At 35.8% G+C, this 18,156-nt stretch carries 21 protein-coding genes and 2 pseudogenes; 6 read left to right on the top strand and 17 right to left on the bottom strand.

Annotated elements, in window-relative coordinates; all coding sequences use genetic code 11:
• Window positions 1-85: 85 nt before the first annotated feature.
• The 5 genes from ACFVQC_RS05655 to ACFVQC_RS05635 form a co-directional block, all read right to left on the bottom strand.
• Window positions 86-370, bottom strand: a complete 285-nt coding sequence (locus tag ACFVQC_RS05655; protein WP_264539025.1) for a hypothetical protein — start codon at window positions 368-370, stop codon at window positions 86-88.
• 184 nt (window positions 371-554) lie between these two features.
• Window positions 555-776, bottom strand: a complete 222-nt coding sequence (locus tag ACFVQC_RS05650) for a hypothetical protein (RefSeq protein ID WP_012261573.1) — start codon at window positions 774-776, stop codon at window positions 555-557.
• A gap of 13 nt (window positions 777-789) precedes the next feature.
• Window positions 790-1,377 carry a sporulation sigma factor-processing peptidase gene (locus ACFVQC_RS05645; protein ID WP_377897591.1) on the bottom strand — a complete coding sequence of 196 codons (588 nt, stop codon included), beginning with the start codon at window positions 1,375-1,377 and terminating at the stop codon, window positions 790-792.
• Between the two features lie 90 nt (window positions 1,378-1,467).
• On the bottom strand, window positions 1,468-1,716 hold the full coding sequence (locus ACFVQC_RS05640) for a hypothetical protein (protein ID WP_377897588.1): 249 nt from the start codon (window positions 1,714-1,716) through the stop codon (window positions 1,468-1,470).
• A 33-nt stretch (window positions 1,717-1,749) separates the two neighbouring features.
• Window positions 1,750-1,941, bottom strand: coding sequence for a helix-turn-helix transcriptional regulator (locus ACFVQC_RS05635; protein ID WP_377897586.1), 192 nt, complete (start codon window positions 1,939-1,941; stop codon window positions 1,750-1,752).
• A gap of 172 nt (window positions 1,942-2,113) precedes the next feature.
• Here ACFVQC_RS05635 and ACFVQC_RS05630 point away from each other — a divergent pair, with 172 nt between their 5' ends.
• From ACFVQC_RS05630 to ACFVQC_RS05605, 6 genes and pseudogenes are all read left to right on the top strand, one after another.
• Window positions 2,114-2,551: a helix-turn-helix domain-containing protein gene (locus tag ACFVQC_RS05630; protein ID WP_078177820.1), complete on the top strand. Its 438-nt coding sequence runs from the start codon at window positions 2,114-2,116 to the stop codon at window positions 2,549-2,551.
• 12 nt (window positions 2,552-2,563) lie between these two features.
• Window positions 2,564-2,998, top strand: a complete 435-nt coding sequence (locus ACFVQC_RS05625; protein WP_377897585.1) for an ImmA/IrrE family metallo-endopeptidase — start codon at window positions 2,564-2,566, stop codon at window positions 2,996-2,998.
• A 40-nt stretch (window positions 2,999-3,038) separates the two neighbouring features.
• Window positions 3,039-3,617 (top strand): hypothetical protein, encoded by a 579-nt coding sequence (locus tag ACFVQC_RS05620; protein WP_377897583.1) that lies wholly within the window; start codon window positions 3,039-3,041, stop codon window positions 3,615-3,617.
• Window positions 3,618-3,683: 66 nt separating this feature from the next.
• Window positions 3,684-3,911: pseudogene (locus tag ACFVQC_RS05615) on the top strand (ImmA/IrrE family metallo-endopeptidase); the annotation flags it as partial.
• Window positions 3,912-3,945: 34 nt separating this feature from the next.
• Entirely contained in the window at window positions 3,946-4,692 is a 747-nt protein-coding gene (locus ACFVQC_RS05610) for a hypothetical protein (protein WP_377897582.1), read from the top strand.
• Between the two features lie 185 nt (window positions 4,693-4,877).
• Window positions 4,878-6,425 (top strand): recombinase family protein, encoded by a 1,548-nt coding sequence (locus ACFVQC_RS05605; protein ID WP_377897581.1) that lies wholly within the window; start codon window positions 4,878-4,880, stop codon window positions 6,423-6,425.
• Between the two features lie 32 nt (window positions 6,426-6,457).
• Here the strand turns inward: ACFVQC_RS05605 and dpaB are convergent.
• From dpaB to infB, 12 genes and pseudogenes are all read right to left on the bottom strand, one after another.
• Window positions 6,458-6,883 (bottom strand): annotated as a pseudogene (dpaB, locus tag ACFVQC_RS05600) (dipicolinate synthase subunit B); the annotation flags it as partial.
• Window positions 6,880-7,782 carry a dipicolinic acid synthetase subunit A gene (gene dpaA, locus ACFVQC_RS05595; protein WP_002146112.1) on the bottom strand — a complete coding sequence of 301 codons (903 nt, stop codon included), beginning with the start codon at window positions 7,780-7,782 and terminating at the stop codon, window positions 6,880-6,882. The pseudogene dpaB and the gene dpaA, both read right to left, overlap by 4 nt.
• Window positions 7,783-7,954: 172 nt before the next feature.
• Window positions 7,955-8,203, bottom strand: coding sequence for a YlmC/YmxH family sporulation protein (locus ACFVQC_RS05590; protein WP_002014571.1), 249 nt, complete (start codon window positions 8,201-8,203; stop codon window positions 7,955-7,957).
• A 135-nt stretch (window positions 8,204-8,338) separates the two neighbouring features.
• Entirely contained in the window at window positions 8,339-9,580 is a 1,242-nt protein-coding gene (locus tag ACFVQC_RS05585; protein WP_002146110.1) for a M16 family metallopeptidase, read from the bottom strand.
• An 86-nt stretch (window positions 9,581-9,666) separates the two neighbouring features.
• Window positions 9,667-10,566 carry a polysaccharide deacetylase family protein gene (locus ACFVQC_RS05580; RefSeq protein ID WP_002111361.1) on the bottom strand — a complete coding sequence of 300 codons (900 nt, stop codon included), beginning with the start codon at window positions 10,564-10,566 and terminating at the stop codon, window positions 9,667-9,669.
• A 155-nt stretch (window positions 10,567-10,721) separates the two neighbouring features.
• Window positions 10,722-12,875, bottom strand: a complete 2,154-nt coding sequence (pnp, locus tag ACFVQC_RS05575; protein WP_377892102.1) for a polyribonucleotide nucleotidyltransferase — start codon at window positions 12,873-12,875, stop codon at window positions 10,722-10,724.
• A 161-nt stretch (window positions 12,876-13,036) separates the two neighbouring features.
• Window positions 13,037-13,306 carry a 30S ribosomal protein S15 gene (gene rpsO, locus ACFVQC_RS05570; protein WP_001229392.1) on the bottom strand — a complete coding sequence of 90 codons (270 nt, stop codon included), beginning with the start codon at window positions 13,304-13,306 and terminating at the stop codon, window positions 13,037-13,039.
• A gap of 100 nt (window positions 13,307-13,406) precedes the next feature.
• A complete protein-coding gene (ribF, locus tag ACFVQC_RS05565; protein WP_002146106.1) occupies window positions 13,407-14,378 on the bottom strand; it encodes a bifunctional riboflavin kinase/FAD synthetase in 972 nt (323 codons plus the stop codon).
• Between the two features lie 43 nt (window positions 14,379-14,421).
• Entirely contained in the window at window positions 14,422-15,345 is a 924-nt protein-coding gene (gene truB, locus ACFVQC_RS05560; RefSeq protein WP_002146105.1) for a tRNA pseudouridine(55) synthase TruB, read from the bottom strand.
• Window positions 15,346-15,435: 90 nt separating this feature from the next.
• On the bottom strand, window positions 15,436-15,792 hold the full coding sequence (gene rbfA / locus ACFVQC_RS05555) for a 30S ribosome-binding factor RbfA (RefSeq protein WP_002146104.1): 357 nt from the start codon (window positions 15,790-15,792) through the stop codon (window positions 15,436-15,438).
• 15 nt (window positions 15,793-15,807) lie between these two features.
• Window positions 15,808-16,089, bottom strand: a complete 282-nt coding sequence (locus ACFVQC_RS05550) for a DUF503 domain-containing protein (RefSeq protein ID WP_002088157.1) — start codon at window positions 16,087-16,089, stop codon at window positions 15,808-15,810.
• Complete coding sequence (gene infB / locus ACFVQC_RS05545) at window positions 16,086-18,152, bottom strand: translation initiation factor IF-2 (protein ID WP_002088159.1); 2,067 nt, start codon at window positions 18,150-18,152, stop codon at window positions 16,086-16,088. Before infB ends, ACFVQC_RS05550 begins: the two co-directional genes overlap by 4 nt.
• Window positions 18,153-18,156 lie beyond the last annotated feature (4 nt).

Raw genomic sequence — 18,156 nt, 5'->3', positions numbered from 1 at the left:
GTTATACGAATGCTAATTTGATATAATTAATCCTAAGATCTTTTGCAAAACCATTTATCTATCACTCTGCCAAGTGATAGATTTTTTATTTTCTACGTGTTACTAAAGAGGCGTTAACTCCTCTTGCTCTTAAATCTTTAATCACTACACGATAACTCATCGATGCCTCATGTTCTTCTTTTGTATCACGAAGCATTTTAAATTCTTTCATACATCGCTCCAATTCTTCTTCCCAGTGATTTGATTCTTCGGTTGATTCTGCATTAAACATGTTATGAATACATGCAGCCATACAGTTATGAAGTTTATTCGCGAATGAAAAATCTCCTGGAAGAACTAGATCATGAAGACGATCGTTTTTATATGTCATGAATTACATCTCCTTTCTATTTGAGTTGATGCTGTACGCATCGTTACAACCAGAAATAGGAATCATTTAAGGGGATGGGAGGAACAATCCCTTTCTGGTCATAACGACAAGCACAGTGGCTTGTCCAAACGATTAATAAAATGTTATAATTGCTTTAGAGAATTTTTTACAGAGCTACTGTTGTCTAGGCGGTAGCTTTTTCTTTTGCCCATTTATGTTTTAAAATGAATGATGCTTCGATAATTTTGATTCGAATCCCCACTAACTTCTTCTCTTGCTTTAACTCCACTGAATTTGAATCCTCACCAAGTATTTGCGCTATTTTAATTTCACCAGTTAGTTTTGCATCATAGCGAATTAACTCCTTATATTCTCTTAAGCTAGGTTGCTTATAATCTACTGTCATTTTTCTTCCTCCTTTACAGCATTTTTGTTAAAGACATTAAGCTATCCACCGATTGAATAATAACGTTCTCTGACATAGCCTTTTGCAACCAACTTCTTTGTATTTGTTCCATAATGCCAAAATGCACTTGCTCAAGAGCTTGTACTACACATTGAGTAGCTTGGATTGTATCGAAGATTTCTTTTGCATGAACTGCGTATTCATGTTTCTTTTTTTCATCATGCTTCCATAATCTAGTTGTAACTTGTAAATTCATAATTTCCTTCGCTGCCGCAATGCCCTCTTCAGCTTGCTTAATGTAGTTCATCAATTGTAGATTTACATCTTGGGTTAAGCGTGGATCTGTAGGCGGTAACCCAACACCATAAATATGTTTAATCGCTTGTTGATTCAAATTTGCTCCTGTTGCATGACACCAATCCATCGCAAGCTCAAATTCTGGTTTAGAAAGTCCAGATTCAATACGAGTTAAACGTTCATGTGTAATGCCAAGGTACTTAGATAACCCTTTCTTCGTTTTCAGCTGAACATTATCACAACATTCTCTAGCATTCTGTAATAATTCCCCTATTGCTGAATTGCAGTATATGCTTGTTCCCATATCTGTTCGCCTCCATATTTAGTTTTCAAATGGTTACAATGAATTTAGTACATATGTAACTTGTCTATTTTTCATGTAAAAAGAGAGGAACTATTCCTCAATGTTTTCTTTCACTTGCATTTCTTTGATAATGGCCCAACCAGCCTTGTAATATGCTTGAAGGAGTTTATCAATATCCTTTTGCGCTTTCGGCTCAGGAGCCACAACATGGACTTTCGTTTTTCCAAATTCATAAGTCGCTGCATATTCTTCTTGTTGGCTCATGGTGTCACCTCTTGAAGTGCTTTTTATATGTTTATGCGACTGATCTGTTGGTACTGCCATGTTAGTTGATGGCATTTTCTCACCCCCTAGAAACACTTCGTTTCCTTTTTAACTAAAAAAAAGATTATCAATTGTAGTTTTATAAAAATCAGCTATTCTTTTAGCTAATTCTAATGAAGGCGTCCTATCGCCACGTTCAATTGCCCCTAGCATTTGAGGCGTAATTTTCAAATACTTTGCTACGATTAGTCTTGATTGATTACTTCTAAATTCAATCATTTTATTTCTTTTTTTATTCAAAATGCCACCTCCAAAAGAAACATTTCGTTTCCTTATACCTCCAATATATAGAAACGAAACGTTTCTGTCAATATTTATTAGAAACTTTTCGTTTCCTTTGTAGATTTAGAAACTAAACGTTTCTATAATTAATAAAAAGCGCCTATTCTTATTTAGAAAGAAGGAAGAATTTATGCTTGGAAAAAAAATTTCGGAACTTAGAAAAAAACAAAAACTAAGTCAATATGAACTTGCTGATCGCTTGGGCTTTTCAAGAGGAAAATTGGCTAATTATGAGCAAGGTCAGCGTGAACCAGATTATGATACTTTAAAGAAAATCGCAGACTTTTTTGAGGTATCAACAGATTATTTATTAGATAGAACACAAACAAAAGAAATGATATCGAATAATCCATCTAAATTATCGATTAAGGAAGAACGTGATATCGCACGTGATTTAGAAAAAACCTTAGAAGAGCTAGAAAACAGCGATGAAGCGTTAATGTTTGACGGAGAACCAATAGACGAACATACAAAAGAAATGATTCGTATTTCTCTGGAGAACTCCATGCGTATGGCAAAACAATTAGCAAAACAAAAATTCACTCCAAACAAGTACAAAAAAGATTGAACGGAGCGAGAAATGGAAATTAAAGAATACGCACTCAAAATCGCAGAAAAACATGCAACAACAAATCCATTTGAAATTGCTAGACGAAAAAATATTATAGTGTTGTTTGAAGACCTTGGGAATACTCTTGGTTTTTACAACACTTATAAACGCTTTAAATTCATTCATATTAATAATAAAATTAACGAAACTACTCAACAATTTGTTTGTGCACATGAATTAGGTCATGCTGTACTTCATCCTAAAGCAAATACCCCCTTCTTGCGTAACCAAACCTTCTTTTCAGTGGATCGCTTAGAAATCGAAGCAAATACATTTGCTGTAGAATTGTTACTTACCGATGAAATGATTTCTGCTTATAAAGATACTCGTTTATCTATTCAAGAAATTGCGGAGACCCATGGGATTCCTGGAGGATTCGCTCGTTTAAAAACTTACGTTTATTAAGAATGCAGGCGTAATTCTATTAACTTATGGAGGATTAATAATGAAAAAATACCTAGTACCATTTACAGCGCTCTTTTTATCTATTGGACTAGTTGGTTGTGATACTAACAATCCAGTTAAAGAAGACGAACAACACGCACAAGAAGAAACAAAGAATGTAGAAGAACAACGTCAGGTAGAAGAAAAAGAAAAAGTAAAACAAGAAGAACAACAACGTCAAGAAGCTGAAGTCCAACGCCAAGCAGAAGAAAAAGCGAAGCAAGAACAAGCAGCCAAAGCAGAACAACATCAGAATCAAGAAAAACAAAAACAACTCGACGAAAATGATTCCAGTAATCAATCAGCACCAAAAATAGAAGGACCCGAATTGGAGCGATTCAAGGAGGAGCAAATAAAAAAACTTCAAGCCGCTGATCCAAAAGAGAAAGAGGAAGCTTTCGATAGGGCGGCAGCCTCTCGCCGTGAACGATTCGAGAGACAAGAAATTGAAAAAATGGATTGCGATACAGCACGTTCTGCGTTATCTCAATTAGAACAAATGGATGACAATCCGATCGCAAAAAAACAGGCACTTGATTATCAAGATAAAATAGCAAGTTGCAACAAAGCAAGTAATTAAACAACTCGAAAAAGGTAAAGCAATTTCAGAATTTTTTTTGTAGTAATCTAAAGTTTTTAATTTTGGTATGCTCTATTACAACCCAAAACCAATACTCCATTTTCAAGAAATAAAACTCTATTTTCTGTAGATTGATTAAAAATTAGAGCAAATACATTTGCAGTCGAACTCCTACTCTCTGATGAAATGATTTCTGAACATCAAAATACTACCCTCTCAACTCGAGAAATAGCAGAAATTTATGGAATTCCAGGAAATTTTGCTCGCTTAAAATCATTTAATACATTAAAATAATTAAATACATAAATTAAAAATAGGAGAACTAAAAATGAATGCTCTATTTTCAACATTATGCTTATTAACAATTTTAGCTGCATTAGTTTTACTAGTCACATCATTTGTTTTTCTTATTAGAAAAAAACAAAATGCCAAAAAGTTTTTCAAATTCACTGGTATTGCCTCTATTTTAGCTATCATTTTTCTTATTATAGCAGTTTCAACTTACAAGCCACAGGAAAAGAAGGAAGCAACTTCTACTGAAAATGTAAAAACAACTGCAAACAATAAAGATAATGAAACAAAGAAAAATGAAACAACGCAACAAGAACAACCAAAACAGGTAGAAATCAGTGAAGATGCTTTTGTTGCTTATGCTCAAAACATTAAGGGCAATGCTTTTATTAAAGATATGAAATTGAATGCAAAAGAAGCAGAAATTACATTCCATGATTCATTTTCAGCTTTTAAATCAGCAAAACCAGATAGTAATGTCACAGAAGAACAATATAAACAGTATTTTTCAACTGGAGATGCTATTGAAAAAATGCTTGTAAGTGAACCTGCAAGATTACTAAGACAATTTCCAGATTTAGATGTTGTAAAAATGACTGTTCCATTTGAAGGAAAAACATACAGTATCAACTTAGATAGAAAATCTTTAAATACATACTTAGGCTTTAAAATTGAAGATTTAAAAGTTGAAGACAAATCTTGGGTCAAAAAGTTTAACGATCCATACGTGTATGATAAGGCAAAACGTAAGGAATTCTTTAAGAAATTTGTTACTATACAATAATATTCCCTTAAAAAAAACCAGCCTTATCCAATATCACTAATATACTCCAAAATAAAAGGCTGATATCCTCACGCCTTTTATTTTTACGCAAAAACGAACATACGTTTTTATTCTGAACTCAAAATATATATATTTATTCGTATGATTTTTTATATAATGAATAAAACAAAGGAGGTTCTCCCGCTATGAAAACCGCAATCTACCTACGTAAATCTCGTGCTGACCTAGAAGCTGAAGCACGCGGCGAAGGCGAAACGTTAGCAAAGCACCGCTCTACCCTGCTGAAAATTGCCAAGGAAATGAACTTAAATGTTTTAGCTGTCCGTGAGGAAATCGTTTCTGGTGAGAGCTTAGTGAAACGGCCTGAGATGTTAGCACTACTTGAAGAAATTGAAGATAACAAATATGATGCTGTTCTTTGTATGGATATGGACCGTTTAGGTCGTGGTGGTATGAAAGAGCAAGGAATCATTTTAGAGACGTTTAAACGCTCGAATACGAAGATTATGACACCTAGGAAGACTTATGACCTTAATGATGAGTGGGACGAAGAATACAGCGAATTTGAAGCGTTTATGGCACGTAAGGAGTTAAAGATTATTACACGCCGTATGCAACGAGGCCGTATTGCTAGTGTAGAGGCTGGGAATTACCTTGGTACACATGCACCGTTCGGATATGATATCCATCGTTTAAATAAGCGAGAGCGTACTTTAACGATTAATTCAGAAGAGGCTTCTGTTGTAAGGTTGATATTTGATTGGTATGCAAATGAGGATATGGGTGCTAGTGCAATTAGGAACAAGTTAAATGACCTTGGCTACAAAAGTAAGTTAGGGAATGATTGGAATCCTTATAGCATCTTGGATATATTAAAGAACAATGTGTATATCGGAAAAGTAACATGGCAAAAACGAAAAGAAATAAAGCATCCTGATGCTGTGAAACGTAGCTGTGCAAGACAAGATAAATCTGATTGGATTATTGCTGACGGAAAACATGAGCCTATCATACCCGAAAGCTTGTTTGAGCAAGTGCAAGAAAAATTAAACTCAAGATATCATGTTCCTTACAATACGAATGGCATTAAAAACCCTCTAGCTGGCATTATTAAATGTAGTAAATGTGGTTATAGTATGGTTCAACGTTATCCGAAAAATCGAAAGGAAACGATGGATTGTAAGCACCGTGGTTGCGAAAACAAATCCAGCTATACTGAATTAATTGAGAAACGTTTACTCGAGGCTTTAAAAGAATGGTATATCGATTATAAAGCTGACTTTGAAAAACATAAGCAAGATGACAAATTGAAAGAAACGCAAGTTATTCAAATGAATGAGGTCGCATTACGAAAGCTTGAGAAAGAATTAGTGGATGTCCAAAAACAAAAAAATAATTTACACGATTTATTAGAGCGTGGCGTTTACACTGTCGATATGTTTTTAGAACGTTCAAATGTAATTTCCGATCGTATTAATGAAATTACTTCAACGATGGAAAACTTAAAGAAAGAAATTAAAACAGAAATAAAAAAGGAAAAAGTAAAGAAAGATACAATACCTCAAGTGGAGCATGTTCTTGACCTGTACTTCAAAACAGATGATCCGAAAAAGAAAAACAGCCTCCTAAAGTCGGTTTTAGAAAAGGCTGTTTATAAGAAAGAAAAGTGGCAAAGACTCGATGATTTCGAACTTGTGCTTTACCCTAAGCTCCCTCAAGATGGCGACATATAAGCGTTCGCGCTTTGTCGTCACCTTGTTGGTGTAATTAGATTTACCCCATTTAACCCCAACGCATCATTCGTCGAAACAGCTAACACAACAGGCTTTCCATTTCTAAGCGTCGCTTTTGCTGCCATTAATACTGGAGAATCTGTCATCGCATTCGCAAATTTACTCATCGAATTTCCAGTTAAAGGAGCAATTACCATACAATCTAGCGGGATTTTTGGTCCGAGTGGTTCTGCTCCGACAATTGAATTAATTGCTTTAAACCCTGTTATTTCTTCGATCTTTTTAATCCATTCTTCCCCTTCGCCAAATCTAGTATTTGTTGATTGGACAGTATAAGAAACAACGGGACGTACTTCTGCACCTTCTGCAATTAACTTCTCTAAATGTGGCATAACTTCTTCATACGTACAATGTGAGCCTGTAAATCCGAAACCAATTCGTTTTCCCTTCAAACTCATTTCTCATCATCCTCCTTTGCGATTGCATCTGCTATTAATAACTGAGAAAGAACATTCGCTAATATTTGTCCTGCTGTTTTCGGTGCAACAATCCCAGGAAGACCAGGTGCTAATAGTGCCTTCACTCCACGCTTCTCCGCATAGCGAAAGTCCGTGCCACCTGGCTTAGAAGCTAAATCAATAACTAGCGTATGAGCTGGCATTTTTGAAATAACATTCGCTGTCACAACGAGATGCGGAATTGTATTAATAACAATATCGATATTACCTACTTCTTTCTCTATGTCTTGCATATGAAAAGGAGAAAACATCATTTCTGTAATACGAGCAATATGTTCCGAACGTCTCGCTCCAACTTTGACATGTGCTCCTAATGATTGAAAAGCTCTTGCAACACTCATACCAGTTCTACCAAATCCTAAAACCATTACATTCGATCCATGAATTGTGTAATCAGTATGTTGAATAACCATCATTAGTGTACCTTCTACGGTCGGAATAGAGTTATAGATTGCAACATCATCACGATCAAATAATTTTACAAGTTTGCGATTTGTAGTAGATACGAGATTTTCCAAGTAAGGTGTACCAATACCTGAATATATAGTGAAGTTTTCTGGCGTCTTTTCAATTTGTTCTTTCGTTATGGAAACTTTTTCATTTGAAAAAATAGTATCTACTTCTCCTCTGGCATTCGTCCCTGCAACCGGCAAAATAATCGCATCTAAAGAAGTGAAATTTAAATCTTGTATACTTTCCTTTGCTGCCCCTGTGAAGCCATGATCTAACTGTTCAAACCCTATTAATGAAAGTTTCGCGTCCAGTTCGACTAGCTTGCGAATTACTTCTAGCTGCCGTGCATCTCCTCCTATGACAGCAATATGCATCTCAGTCAACATTCCCTAATTCACCTTCTTTTTCTTTCATTTATAAGAAAAATGCCTACTTTTTCTTTTTCCTCCACATCATATGTAATGTACGAGTTTGAGGTGATTGAAAAACAAAAGGCACACGTGATTTATCTTCTTTATATAAAGATAAAAAAAAGACAACCAAAATGGTCATCTTTCACTATGATCTTGAATGGTTCGTAAGATCGCAAAGTATCATATCATTTCCAACCTTCTTTATTTTGCTCCATTCTACTCTCACTTCTTGCTGTTCTCTTTTAAAACCTCCCCATTTCCCAGCAGGTATAATAAGCGCTTGTATTTTTCCATCTCTCTCATCAATTTCTAAATCTGCATGACCTAAAACTCCCATTTTTTCTGCTCTTTCTAAATCCACAATCTCTTTGCCACTTAATTCACTTAAACGCATTAAATCTCCCCCTATCCTACTTTTTATGAAGGTTATCCTATAATAAGTACCTATTCTGCATATATAAAAAAAATAACCGTATCTCATATAAAAGAGATACGGTTATTTCCGAAAGCGAATGAATTACAAAATCGATTAAAGTTTCATTCCTTTTGGCAGTTTTCCATCTGGACTAATAAGTGCCGCAGAGAATTCATCAGTAAACATGTTACGAATTAACTCGTCTACATTTTGCTTTGTTACAGTGTTTACACTTTCAATAATCTCATCAAGAGAACGATGTTTACGAAGAAGCAATTCGTTTTTACCATTACGGCTCATACGACTATTCGTACTTTCTAAACTTAACATTAAGTTTCCTTTTAATTGTTCTTTACTGTTAACAAGCTCTTTTTCTGTAATACCTGTATTTTTCAACGTATTTAACGTTTCTTGCATTGTTTCATATAGTGTATCTAATTGTTTGCTACCTGTTCCACCGTAAAGTGTTAACATTCCTGTATCTTCATAAGAAGAGTGATAAGAGAATACTGAGTACGCCAATCCACGTTGCTCACGTACTTCTTGGAATAAACGGCTACTCATACTACCGCCTAAAACATTATTTAATACAATTAAGTTATAAATATCTTCGTGACCCATTTGCAAGCCTTTATATCCTAAACATAAATGAGCTTGTTCTGTTTCTTTCTTACGTGCTACTTTATTGAAATGGAAGATTGGGCTATGTACTTGTTCACGATTTGTTGTTCCTTCGTAATTACCGAAATATTGCTCTACATTTTGTAAAAATGCTTCATCAATATTTCCTGCAATTGATACAACAACATTTTCAGGTGTGTAATGATCTTTCATATATTGACGTAACGTATCACCTGTAAATGTTTCAAGCGTTTCTTCTGTTCCTAAAATAGGATATCCAAGCGGATGCGTTTCATATGTTGCTTTCGTTAACATATCATGCACAATATCATCTGGCGCATCTTCGTACATTTTTATTTCTTCACATACAACATTCTTCTCTTTTTTCAGTTCTTCCTCATCAAATGTTGAATTAAAGAACATATCTGCTAAAACATCTAACGCGTATTTAGCATGCTCATCTAGCACTTTTGCATAGTAACATGTATATTCTTTTGAAGTAAAAGCATTTACTTGTCCACCAATGCTATCAAATGATTCTGCAATCTCTCTTGCACTTCGCGTTTCTGTCCCTTTAAAGAACATATGTTCTAGGAAGTGTGAAACCCCATTATTTTTTTCATTTTCATTTCTTGAACCTGCGTGGATCCATATACCAATCGCAACTGAGCGTACAGTTGGTATATTCTCCATAACAATTCTTACACCATTTTTACAAGTATATTTTTTAATCAAAAACTTTCCTCCTAATGCCAGTTTCTCTAAATAATTGCTATTATTTAATGATAACAAGTTTAGAGATGAATGTCATGCAAATGTATTTAATCCACACGTTTTTCATCTAGTAATTCTGTAATATTCCCCACTTTATATCCTTGTTCCTTTAAATTTTTAATCATAGTATCTAGCGCTTCTGTTGTAGATGAAGTAGGATGCATTAGCACAATAGCACCTGGATGTATTTTTCGCATTACTCTCTGCAATAACACACCCGGTTCTGGCCGCTTCCAATCAATTGTATCTACAGTCCACATAATCGTCCCCATTTGGAAATCATCCGCTATTTTTACTACCTCATCCCGAAAGCTTCCGCTTGGCGGAGCAAACCATCTCACTTTCTGATTTGTAGCTGCTTCTATCATTCGATTCGTTTTTTGTAATTGATCTCGTATTTCATCTGTAGACAGCGTTTTCATATCAGGGTGTGTGTAAGAATGATTTCCTACTTCTTGATTTGCATCGACAATCATTTTGGCAAATCGTAAGTTTTCTTTCACCCAGCGTCCTTCTAAAAAGAAAGTCGCCTTCACATCATGTTTTTTCAATACCTCTAATATACGTGGCAAATACTCATTACCCCAGGCCACATTAATTGTTAATCCCACCATTTTTTTATTTGGATGTCCTCGATAAATGGGAGCTGGTGGTAAATCTTCTAAGTGAACACTCGGTGATACTTCCTTAAATTCAAGTTGTTTTTGATCAAACTTCTTGATTTTCTTCATATTATTATAGGACGCTTCTATATCCACTTGTTTTCCATTATACCCAGGCGTCGCCTTCCAAATCTTATCAATCATCGCATTTTGCGGCATAATCTCGTACTGTTTTACATGCTTTTGAATCTCTTCATGCAAGTTATCCTGCGCAAAAACGGAATAAGAGCCAAAACCCACATATAAAGAAAATATAAATATGTACGCTAATATACGAGCTTTCATATAAACCCTCCCATTAACTATAAAAAAAGAAACCATTTTCTTCTTATCTTTGTTAATTTGAGCGTTATGATGAAAACTATACCTATACTCACATAAAAATCTAAATGAATCACATTTTTTATATAACAAAAAAAGCCAGCTAAACTGGCTTTCACTTATTGTTGCTCTTGTGCGTTTTCTTCTTTAGCCACTTCTTCTTTAGCAGCTTCTTTTTCTTGCTCTTCTTTTAGCAATACTTTTCTAGATAAGTTTACACGACCTTGTTTGTCAATCTCGATAACTTTAACTGAAATCTCATCACCGATTTTCACAACGTCTTCTACCTTACCTACACGCTCAAGTGCAAGTTCAGAGATGTGAACAAGTCCATCTTTACCGCTAAATAATTCAACGAACGCACCGAATTTTTCAACACGTTTAACTTTTCCTAAGTAGATTTCGCCTACTTGTACTTCGCGAACGATATCTTCGATAATTTTCTTCGCTTTTTCATTCATCTCTTGATTAATTGATGAAATGAATACTGTACCATCTTGCTCGATGTCAATTTTAACGCCAGTTTCTTCAATGATTTTATTAATCTGTTTACCACTTGGTCCAATAACATCACGAATTTTATCTGGGTTAATTGCCATTGTAATAATCTTCGGAGCATACGCAGATAACTCAATGCGAGGTTCAGCGATAACAGATAACATGTGATCTAGAATGTGCATACGACCAACTTTCGCTTGTTGTAATGCTTCTTCTAAAATCTCACGAGATAAACCATCGATTTTAATGTCCATTTGTAGTGCAGTTACACCTTTTGCAGTACCTGCTACTTTAAAGTCCATATCACCTAAATGATCTTCCATTCCTTGAATATCTGTTAAAATTGTGTAATGCTCACCAGATTTCACTAGACCCATTGCAATACCAGCAACTGGCGCTTTAAGTGGTACACCCGCATCCATCATCGCTAATGTACTACCGCAAATACTCGCTTGTGAAGTTGAACCATTTGATTCTAATACTTCAGATACAAGACGAACTGTATATGGGAAATCCTTTTCAGATGGAAGTACAGGTTCAAGAGCACGTTCTCCTAGTGCACCGTGACCAATTTCACGACGACCTGGTCCACGCATTGGTCTTGTTTCACCAACACTAAATGAAGGGAAATTATAATGGTGCATAAAGCGTTTTGACTCTTCTACACCTAGACCATCTAAAATTTGCACATCGCCTAATGCACCTAATGTACAAATACTTAATGCTTGCGTTTGTCCACGTGTGAATAGACCAGAACCATGTGTACGAGATAAAATGCCAACCTCTGATGCTAAAGGACGAATTTCGTCACCTTTACGACCATCTGGGCGGATTTTTTCAACTGTAATAAGACGACGTACTTCTTCTTTTACAATTTTATATAAAATCTCACTTACTTGTCCTAATGTATCAGCATCAGCTTCCTCAGCTTCGTAATGCTCAATTACACGCTTTTTCACTACGCTAATTGCATCTTCACGTGCATGTTTTTCGTGCACTTGAATTGCAGAATGCATATCTGTCTCAGCCATTTCACGTACAGCTTGGTTCAAATCAGCATCCACTTCATAAAGTTTCACTGCTGTTTTCTCTTTACCGACAGCTTGTACAATCTCTTCTTGGAATGCAATTAGACGTTTAATTTCATCGTGTCCGAACATAATTGCTTCTAACATTGTTTCTTCAGGTACTTGATCCGCTCCTGCTTCAACCATGTTAATTGCATCTTTCGTACCAGCTACAACAAGGTGAATATCACTTTGTTCTTGCTGTTCTACTGTTGGATTAATAACGAACTCGCCATTAATACGACCAACTGTCGCACCTGCGATTGGACCTTCAAATGGAATATCTGAAATAGATAATGCTAATGAAGAACCAAGCATAGCTGCCATCTCAGAAGAACAGTCTTGATCAACACTCATTACGATGCTGACAACTTGTACTTCATTACGGAAACCATCTGCGAAAAGCGGGCGGAGTGGACGGTCAATTAAACGACTTGCTAAAATTGCTTTTTCACTTGGACGGCCTTCGCGCTTAATAAAACCGCCTGGGATTTTTCCGACTGCATATAAACGCTCTTCATAGTTTACTGTAAGCGGGAAGAAATCTACATTTTTTGGCTCTTTTGATGCAGTTGCTGTAGATAGAACTGCTGTGTCGCCATATCTTACTAATACTGCTCCGTTTGCTTGTTTTGCAAGCTGACTTGTTTCAATTGTTAGCTGACGACCAGCTAAATCTATCGAGAAGACTTGCTTTTCCTGACTCATTTAAGTACCCCTCTCAATTTAAAATATTCAATTCTTCTATGTAAATGGATAGTATATCACAATATTCTTTCCTCTAGTATTGCCGAAAATTAAGTAAGCTATAAAGAGTAGAAGATATATTTTTACCTAACAAAAAAGCGGGAATATTCCCGCTTCTTTGACTATCGACGTAAGCCAAGCTTTGTGATTAATTCACGGTAACGTGTGATATCGCTATTACGAAGGTAAGTAAGTAAGTTACGACGTTTACCAACCATCTTTAATAGACCACGACGTGAATGATGATCCTTCTTGTGAGTACGTAAGTGCTCGTTTAGAGTGTTAATTTGCTCCGTTAGGACAGCAATTTGAACCTCTGGAGAACCAGTATCAGTCTCATGAGTTCTAAATTGTGCAATGATTTCATTTTTACGCTCTTGTGTTAAAGCCATCCTATTTCACCTCCTAATAATTAAACCCCCAGTTACCTAGCAAGCATCGGTGAGTCGCAATGCCAAGTAATGGTTGTCATAAAGTACATAACATAGAATACTACTTTTCATTTGAAAAAGCAAGTATATTCTTTACGCTCGCAAAATATTCTTGAGCAACCTTTTTATCTTGAGCGATTTGCGCAACTAACTCATCAATTCCATTAAACTTTTTTTCTTCTCTTATACGCATGTGCCACTCCACTGTAACACTTTGATCGTATATGTCTTTATTAAATTCAAATAGATGTACTTCAATAGATAATTGACGCTCATTCTCTTTGAAAGTTGGTTTATATCCGATATTACATACACCATCATGCCATTCATCATGAACCTTCAACCTTACCGCATATACACCTACAGATGGCAACAGATATTCATCACTTAAACCTACATTTGCAGTCGGAAAACCAATTTGACGTCCACGCTTATCACCGTGTACAACTGTTCCTTCTACCGTGTAAGCTCTCCCTAAAATAGATGGAATTTGTTCCATTTCACCGTTTCGAATTAACTTTCGTAATGAAGTAGAACTTACTTTTTCTTCTTGATATTCAACTTTTTCGATCACGGTTTGTGTAAACTCCCCTCTTGCATGAAATGGTAAAGTCTCCATCTTCCCTTTTCCTAAACGTCCATATGAATAATCAAAGCCTGCTACTACATGCTTTACATTTAAACCGATAATATACTCATCGACAAACTGTTGTGGCAATAATCCAGCAAATGGCTCATCGAATTTCACCACATATAAGATATCAATTCCTAAACTTGCGATGATTTCTTCTTTAAGACGCATCGGTGTAATATACTCCACATGCGCTTCTTTTTTCCCTAATACAACAGATGGGTGTGGATGGAACGTCATGACAGCACTTTTACATCCTCTTTCATCCGCTATTTTTTTCGCTGTTCGAATCACACGTTGATGTCCTAAATGAATGCCATCAAAATATCCTAATGCCATTACAGTAGGTGGTAATTCTATTTTATTTTGTTCATGTGGATGAGTTAAATGAATAAGTTTCACGCTTGAATTCACCTTTTTCTGTAATAATCCTTCCAATAATTCATTATAGCTTTAGTTCTTGATTATTCACAAGTACTTTCATTGGCTTTAGCATGCCAGGGTGTTTTGGGTGATGCTCATAAATTGCTAAGCAACGATCATTTTTATCAAATACTGTAATAAATGGTGCTGTTGTTCCTAATTCATTCTTTAAGAACATACCGTTCTTAATTTTTTCAGCTTGCTTTTCATCTACAACCATTTTTGGAAACTTACTTAGCGCCTCATCAATTGAGATGAAACTAGACTCTACTGTTCCATTTTGCACGTTTTCTTCAATTTCTTCAAATGATATGCAATCTTCTAGTAAAAATTCACCTGATGCTGTTCTTACAAGGTGAGACATATGTGATGGAAATCCAAGTTTTTCACCAATCATTACTGCTAGTGTTCTTACATATGTTCCTTTACTACACGTTACACGGAAACGAAATGAAATGTTTTCTCCTTCAAAAACTTCACGTTCATCAAGTAATACAAATTCATGAATTGTAATTGTACGAACTGGACGTTCAACTTCTTGTCCTGCCCTTGCATATTCGTATAGTTTTTTTCCGTTAACTTTTACAGCTGAGAACATCGGTGGCATTTGTTCAATTGTCCCTGTTAGTTCCGCTAGTACCTCTTCTACTTCTTTACGTGTAATGACACGATTTACATCTTGTTTCTCCACAACCTCACCAGAAGCATCTTCTGTTGTTGTTGAAAATCCTAATGTCACTTCACCTTCGTATGTTTTTGTTTCACTTGTCAAAAATTGCGCGATTTTTGTTGCACGCCCAACGCAAATAGGTAATACTCCTGTTACATCTGGATCCAGTGTCCCTGTATGACCAATTCGTTTCTCACGCAATATCTTTCTTAATTTGAACACACAATCATGTGATGTCATTCCCTTTGGCTTATGTAATAATACTACACCTTCCATATATTCACCTCATCGTTATTCTTTTGTAGTAATTGCAATTATGCAAAACTTATTTTACATTGAAAAAATGGATAGACAAATGTCTATCCATTATTCTTCACGTTTACCGTCTTTATTAATTTGATGTAAAAGTGTATCAATTCGATGACCATATCCGATAGACTCATCAAACTCGAAGGAAATTTCCGGTGTTTTACGAAGACGAATACGTTGGCCAATTTCTGAACGAATAAAGCCTTTTGCCTTCGCTAAACCTTTTAATGTATTTTCTTTCTGTTCTTCGTCACCTAAAACAGAAATATATACTTTAGCAATTTGTAAATCTCCACTTACTTGTACATCTGTTACTGTAACAAATCCAATACGTGGGTCTTTAATTTTACGACTGATAATGTCGCCTAATTCTTTTTTCATTTGCTCGCCCACACGGTTCGCACGTAATTTCATAACTCTTCACCTCATTCAATACCATTCCAAATGTGTTATCGTACGTTCAATTTCAGGAAATGAATCGATATACTCAAGTACACGATTCATTTCTTTTTCACAGACAACACGATTTGAGGATACGGAAACAATTGCAATTTCTGTACGTTGCCATACATCTTGATGCCCAACTTCAGAAACAGCTACATTATAGCGCTGTTTCACACGAGTTAACACACGTTGCAAAATTGCTCGTTTCTCTTTTAAAGAATGCACATCGTAAATCATACACTCGAATGAGAGTGAAGCGATAATCATCGCTTCACTTCTTCCATAACGTATGCTTCAATGATGTCCCCTTCTTTAAGATCATTATATCTCTCAATTGTAATACCACACTCATAGTTTTGTGCAACTTCTTTTACGTCATCTTTGAAACGTTTTAACGTATCAAGTTTTCCTTCAAAGACTACTACGCCATCACGGATAATACGAACGCCACTATCACGTGTAATTTTACCGTCTATTACGTAACAACCTGCGATTGTTCCAACTTTTGTTACTTTGAATGTTTGACGAACTTCCGCTTGACCGATTACTTTTTCTTCGAATTCTGGATCCAGCATACCTTGCATTGCTGATTCAATTTCTTCGATTACTTTATAGATAATACGGTGTAAACGAACATCAACTTTCTCTAATTCAGCTGTACGCTTCGCATTCACATCAGGGCGTACGTTAAATCCAATTACAATTGCATTAGATGCAGAAGCTAAAATAATATCAGATTCTGTAATCGCACCTACGCCTGTATGGATAATTTTCACTTTTACGCCTTCAACATCAATTTTACGAAGTGATGCTGCCATTGCTTCTACAGAACCTTGTACGTCTGCTTTCACGATTAAGTTAATTTCTTTTACATCGCCCTCTTGGATTTGTTGGAATAAATCTTCCAGGCTGAATTTAGATTTCTCACCACGTTGTGCAACTAACGCTTCTTGTGCACGTGATTCACCGATTTGACGAGCTTTCTTCTCATCAGCGAATGCCATGAAACGATCTCCCGCTTGTGGCACTTCATTTAAACCTGTAATTTCAACAGGAGTTGATGGACCAGCAACTTTTACACGACGACCAATATCACTTACCATTGCACGAACACGACCGAATGATGTTCCAACAACAATTGGATCTCCAACTCGAAGTGTACCATTTTGAACAAGTAATGTCGCGATAGTTCCTTTACCTTTATCAAGCTGCGCTTCAATTACAGTACCAGCTGCATAGCGATTTGGATTTGCTTTATATTCTTCTACTTCACTCACAAGAAGGATCATTTCTAGTAAGTTGTCAATTCCCTCGCCTTGAATTGCAGAAATTGGTACGAAAATCGTGTCTCCGCCCCAAGCTTCTGGAACTAATTCATATTCTGTTAATTCTTGCATTACACGATCAGGATTTGCCGCTGGTTTATCCATTTTATTCACAGCAACAATAATTGGTACTCCAGCTGCTTTCGCATGGCTAATCGCTTCAACTGTTTGCGGCATAACACCGTCATCAGCTGCAACAACAAGAATTGTAATATCTGTTACTTGTGCACCACGAGCACGCATTGTTGTAAATGCCGCGTGACCTGGTGTATCTAAGAACGTAATTTTCTTATCATTTACATCAACTTGGTATGCACCGATATGCTGAGTAATTCCACCAGCTTCGCCAGCAGTTACTTTTGAATTACGGATAGAGTCAAGCAATGTTGTTTTACCATGGTCAACGTGTCCCATAATTGTAACAACAGCTGGACGTTCTTTTAAGTTTTCTTCATCATCTTGCTCATCGATGAATGTTTCAAATTCAGTTTCACTTACAACTACTTCTTCTTCTACTTCAATACCGTAATCAGTTGCAATTAACTCAATTGTATCTTTATCTAAGTCTTGGTTAATTGTTGCCATAATTCCTAGCATGAAGAGCTTTTTAATAATTTCAGATGGCTCTTTGCTTAACTTTTTAGCAAGGTCACCTACTGTAAGGCTTCCAGAGAAAGTGATTTTATCTGGTGTTTCTACTATTTGCGTTTGTTGTCTTCCAGCAAAGTTATCTTGACGTTTGTCTTCATTTTCTTTGCCTTTTTTCTTCTTCTTATTGCTGTTCTTTTTACTGCGAACAACTTTCTCTTCTACTTCAAACTCATCTGCAACAGAAGGTTTTTCCGCTCCAGTGTTATATTGATTATCTAATTTGTTTACTACTTCATCTTCTAACATTGTCATATGATTCGAAACCTCGATATTCATCTCTTTTAGTTTTGTCATAAGATCTTTACTTGAGATATTATTTTTTTTTGCATATTCATGTACTCGAATTTTACTCATACCT

Origin of the sequence: Bacillus sp. NPDC057893 (genome assembly GCF_042796455.1) — a bacterium.
Taxonomy (GTDB): domain Bacteria; phylum Bacillota; class Bacilli; order Bacillales; family Bacillaceae_G; genus Bacillus_A.
The sequence above is the reverse complement of the archived record's forward strand: the minus strand, read 5'-3'. Positions and strand labels throughout refer to the sequence as shown.

Excerpts from the sequence above, each read along its gene's own strand:
- ACFVQC_RS05655 (WP_264539025.1), bottom strand. The coding sequence starts at position 370 with ATGACATATAAAAACGATCGTCTTCATGATCTAGTTCTTCCAGGAGAT.
- ACFVQC_RS05650 (WP_012261573.1), bottom strand. The coding sequence starts at position 776 with ATGACAGTAGATTATAAGCAACCTAGCTTAAGAGAATATAAGGAGTTA.
- ACFVQC_RS05645 (WP_377897591.1), bottom strand. The coding sequence starts at position 1,377 with ATGGGAACAAGCATATACTGCAATTCAGCAATAGGGGAATTATTACAG.
- ACFVQC_RS05640 (WP_377897588.1), bottom strand. The coding sequence starts at position 1,716 with ATGCCATCAACTAACATGGCAGTACCAACAGATCAGTCGCATAAACAT.
- ACFVQC_RS05630 (WP_078177820.1), top strand. The coding sequence starts at position 2,114 with ATGCTTGGAAAAAAAATTTCGGAACTTAGAAAAAAACAAAAACTAAGT.
- ACFVQC_RS05625 (WP_377897585.1), top strand. The coding sequence starts at position 2,564 with ATGGAAATTAAAGAATACGCACTCAAAATCGCAGAAAAACATGCAACA.
- ACFVQC_RS05620 (WP_377897583.1), top strand. The coding sequence starts at position 3,039 with ATGAAAAAATACCTAGTACCATTTACAGCGCTCTTTTTATCTATTGGA.
- ACFVQC_RS05610 (WP_377897582.1), top strand. The coding sequence starts at position 3,946 with ATGAATGCTCTATTTTCAACATTATGCTTATTAACAATTTTAGCTGCA.
- ACFVQC_RS05605 (WP_377897581.1), top strand. The coding sequence starts at position 4,878 with ATGAAAACCGCAATCTACCTACGTAAATCTCGTGCTGACCTAGAAGCT.
- dpaA (WP_002146112.1), bottom strand. The coding sequence starts at position 7,782 with ATGTTGACTGAGATGCATATTGCTGTCATAGGAGGAGATGCACGGCAG.
- ACFVQC_RS05590 (WP_002014571.1), bottom strand. The coding sequence starts at position 8,203 with ATGCGTTTAAGTGAATTAAGTGGCAAAGAGATTGTGGATTTAGAAAGA.
- ACFVQC_RS05580 (WP_002111361.1), bottom strand. The coding sequence starts at position 10,566 with ATGAAAGCTCGTATATTAGCGTACATATTTATATTTTCTTTATATGTG.
- pnp (WP_377892102.1), bottom strand. The coding sequence starts at position 12,875 with ATGAGTCAGGAAAAGCAAGTCTTCTCGATAGATTTAGCTGGTCGTCAG.
- rpsO (WP_001229392.1), bottom strand. The coding sequence starts at position 13,306 with ATGGCTTTAACACAAGAGCGTAAAAATGAAATCATTGCACAATTTAGA.
- truB (WP_002146105.1), bottom strand. The coding sequence starts at position 15,345 with ATGGAAGGTGTAGTATTATTACATAAGCCAAAGGGAATGACATCACAT.
- rbfA (WP_002146104.1), bottom strand. The coding sequence starts at position 15,792 with ATGAAATTACGTGCGAACCGTGTGGGCGAGCAAATGAAAAAAGAATTA.
- ACFVQC_RS05550 (WP_002088157.1), bottom strand. The coding sequence starts at position 16,089 with ATGATTATCGCTTCACTCTCATTCGAGTGTATGATTTACGATGTGCAT.
- infB (WP_002088159.1), bottom strand. The coding sequence starts at position 18,152 with ATGAGTAAAATTCGAGTACATGAATATGCAAAAAAAAATAATATCTCA.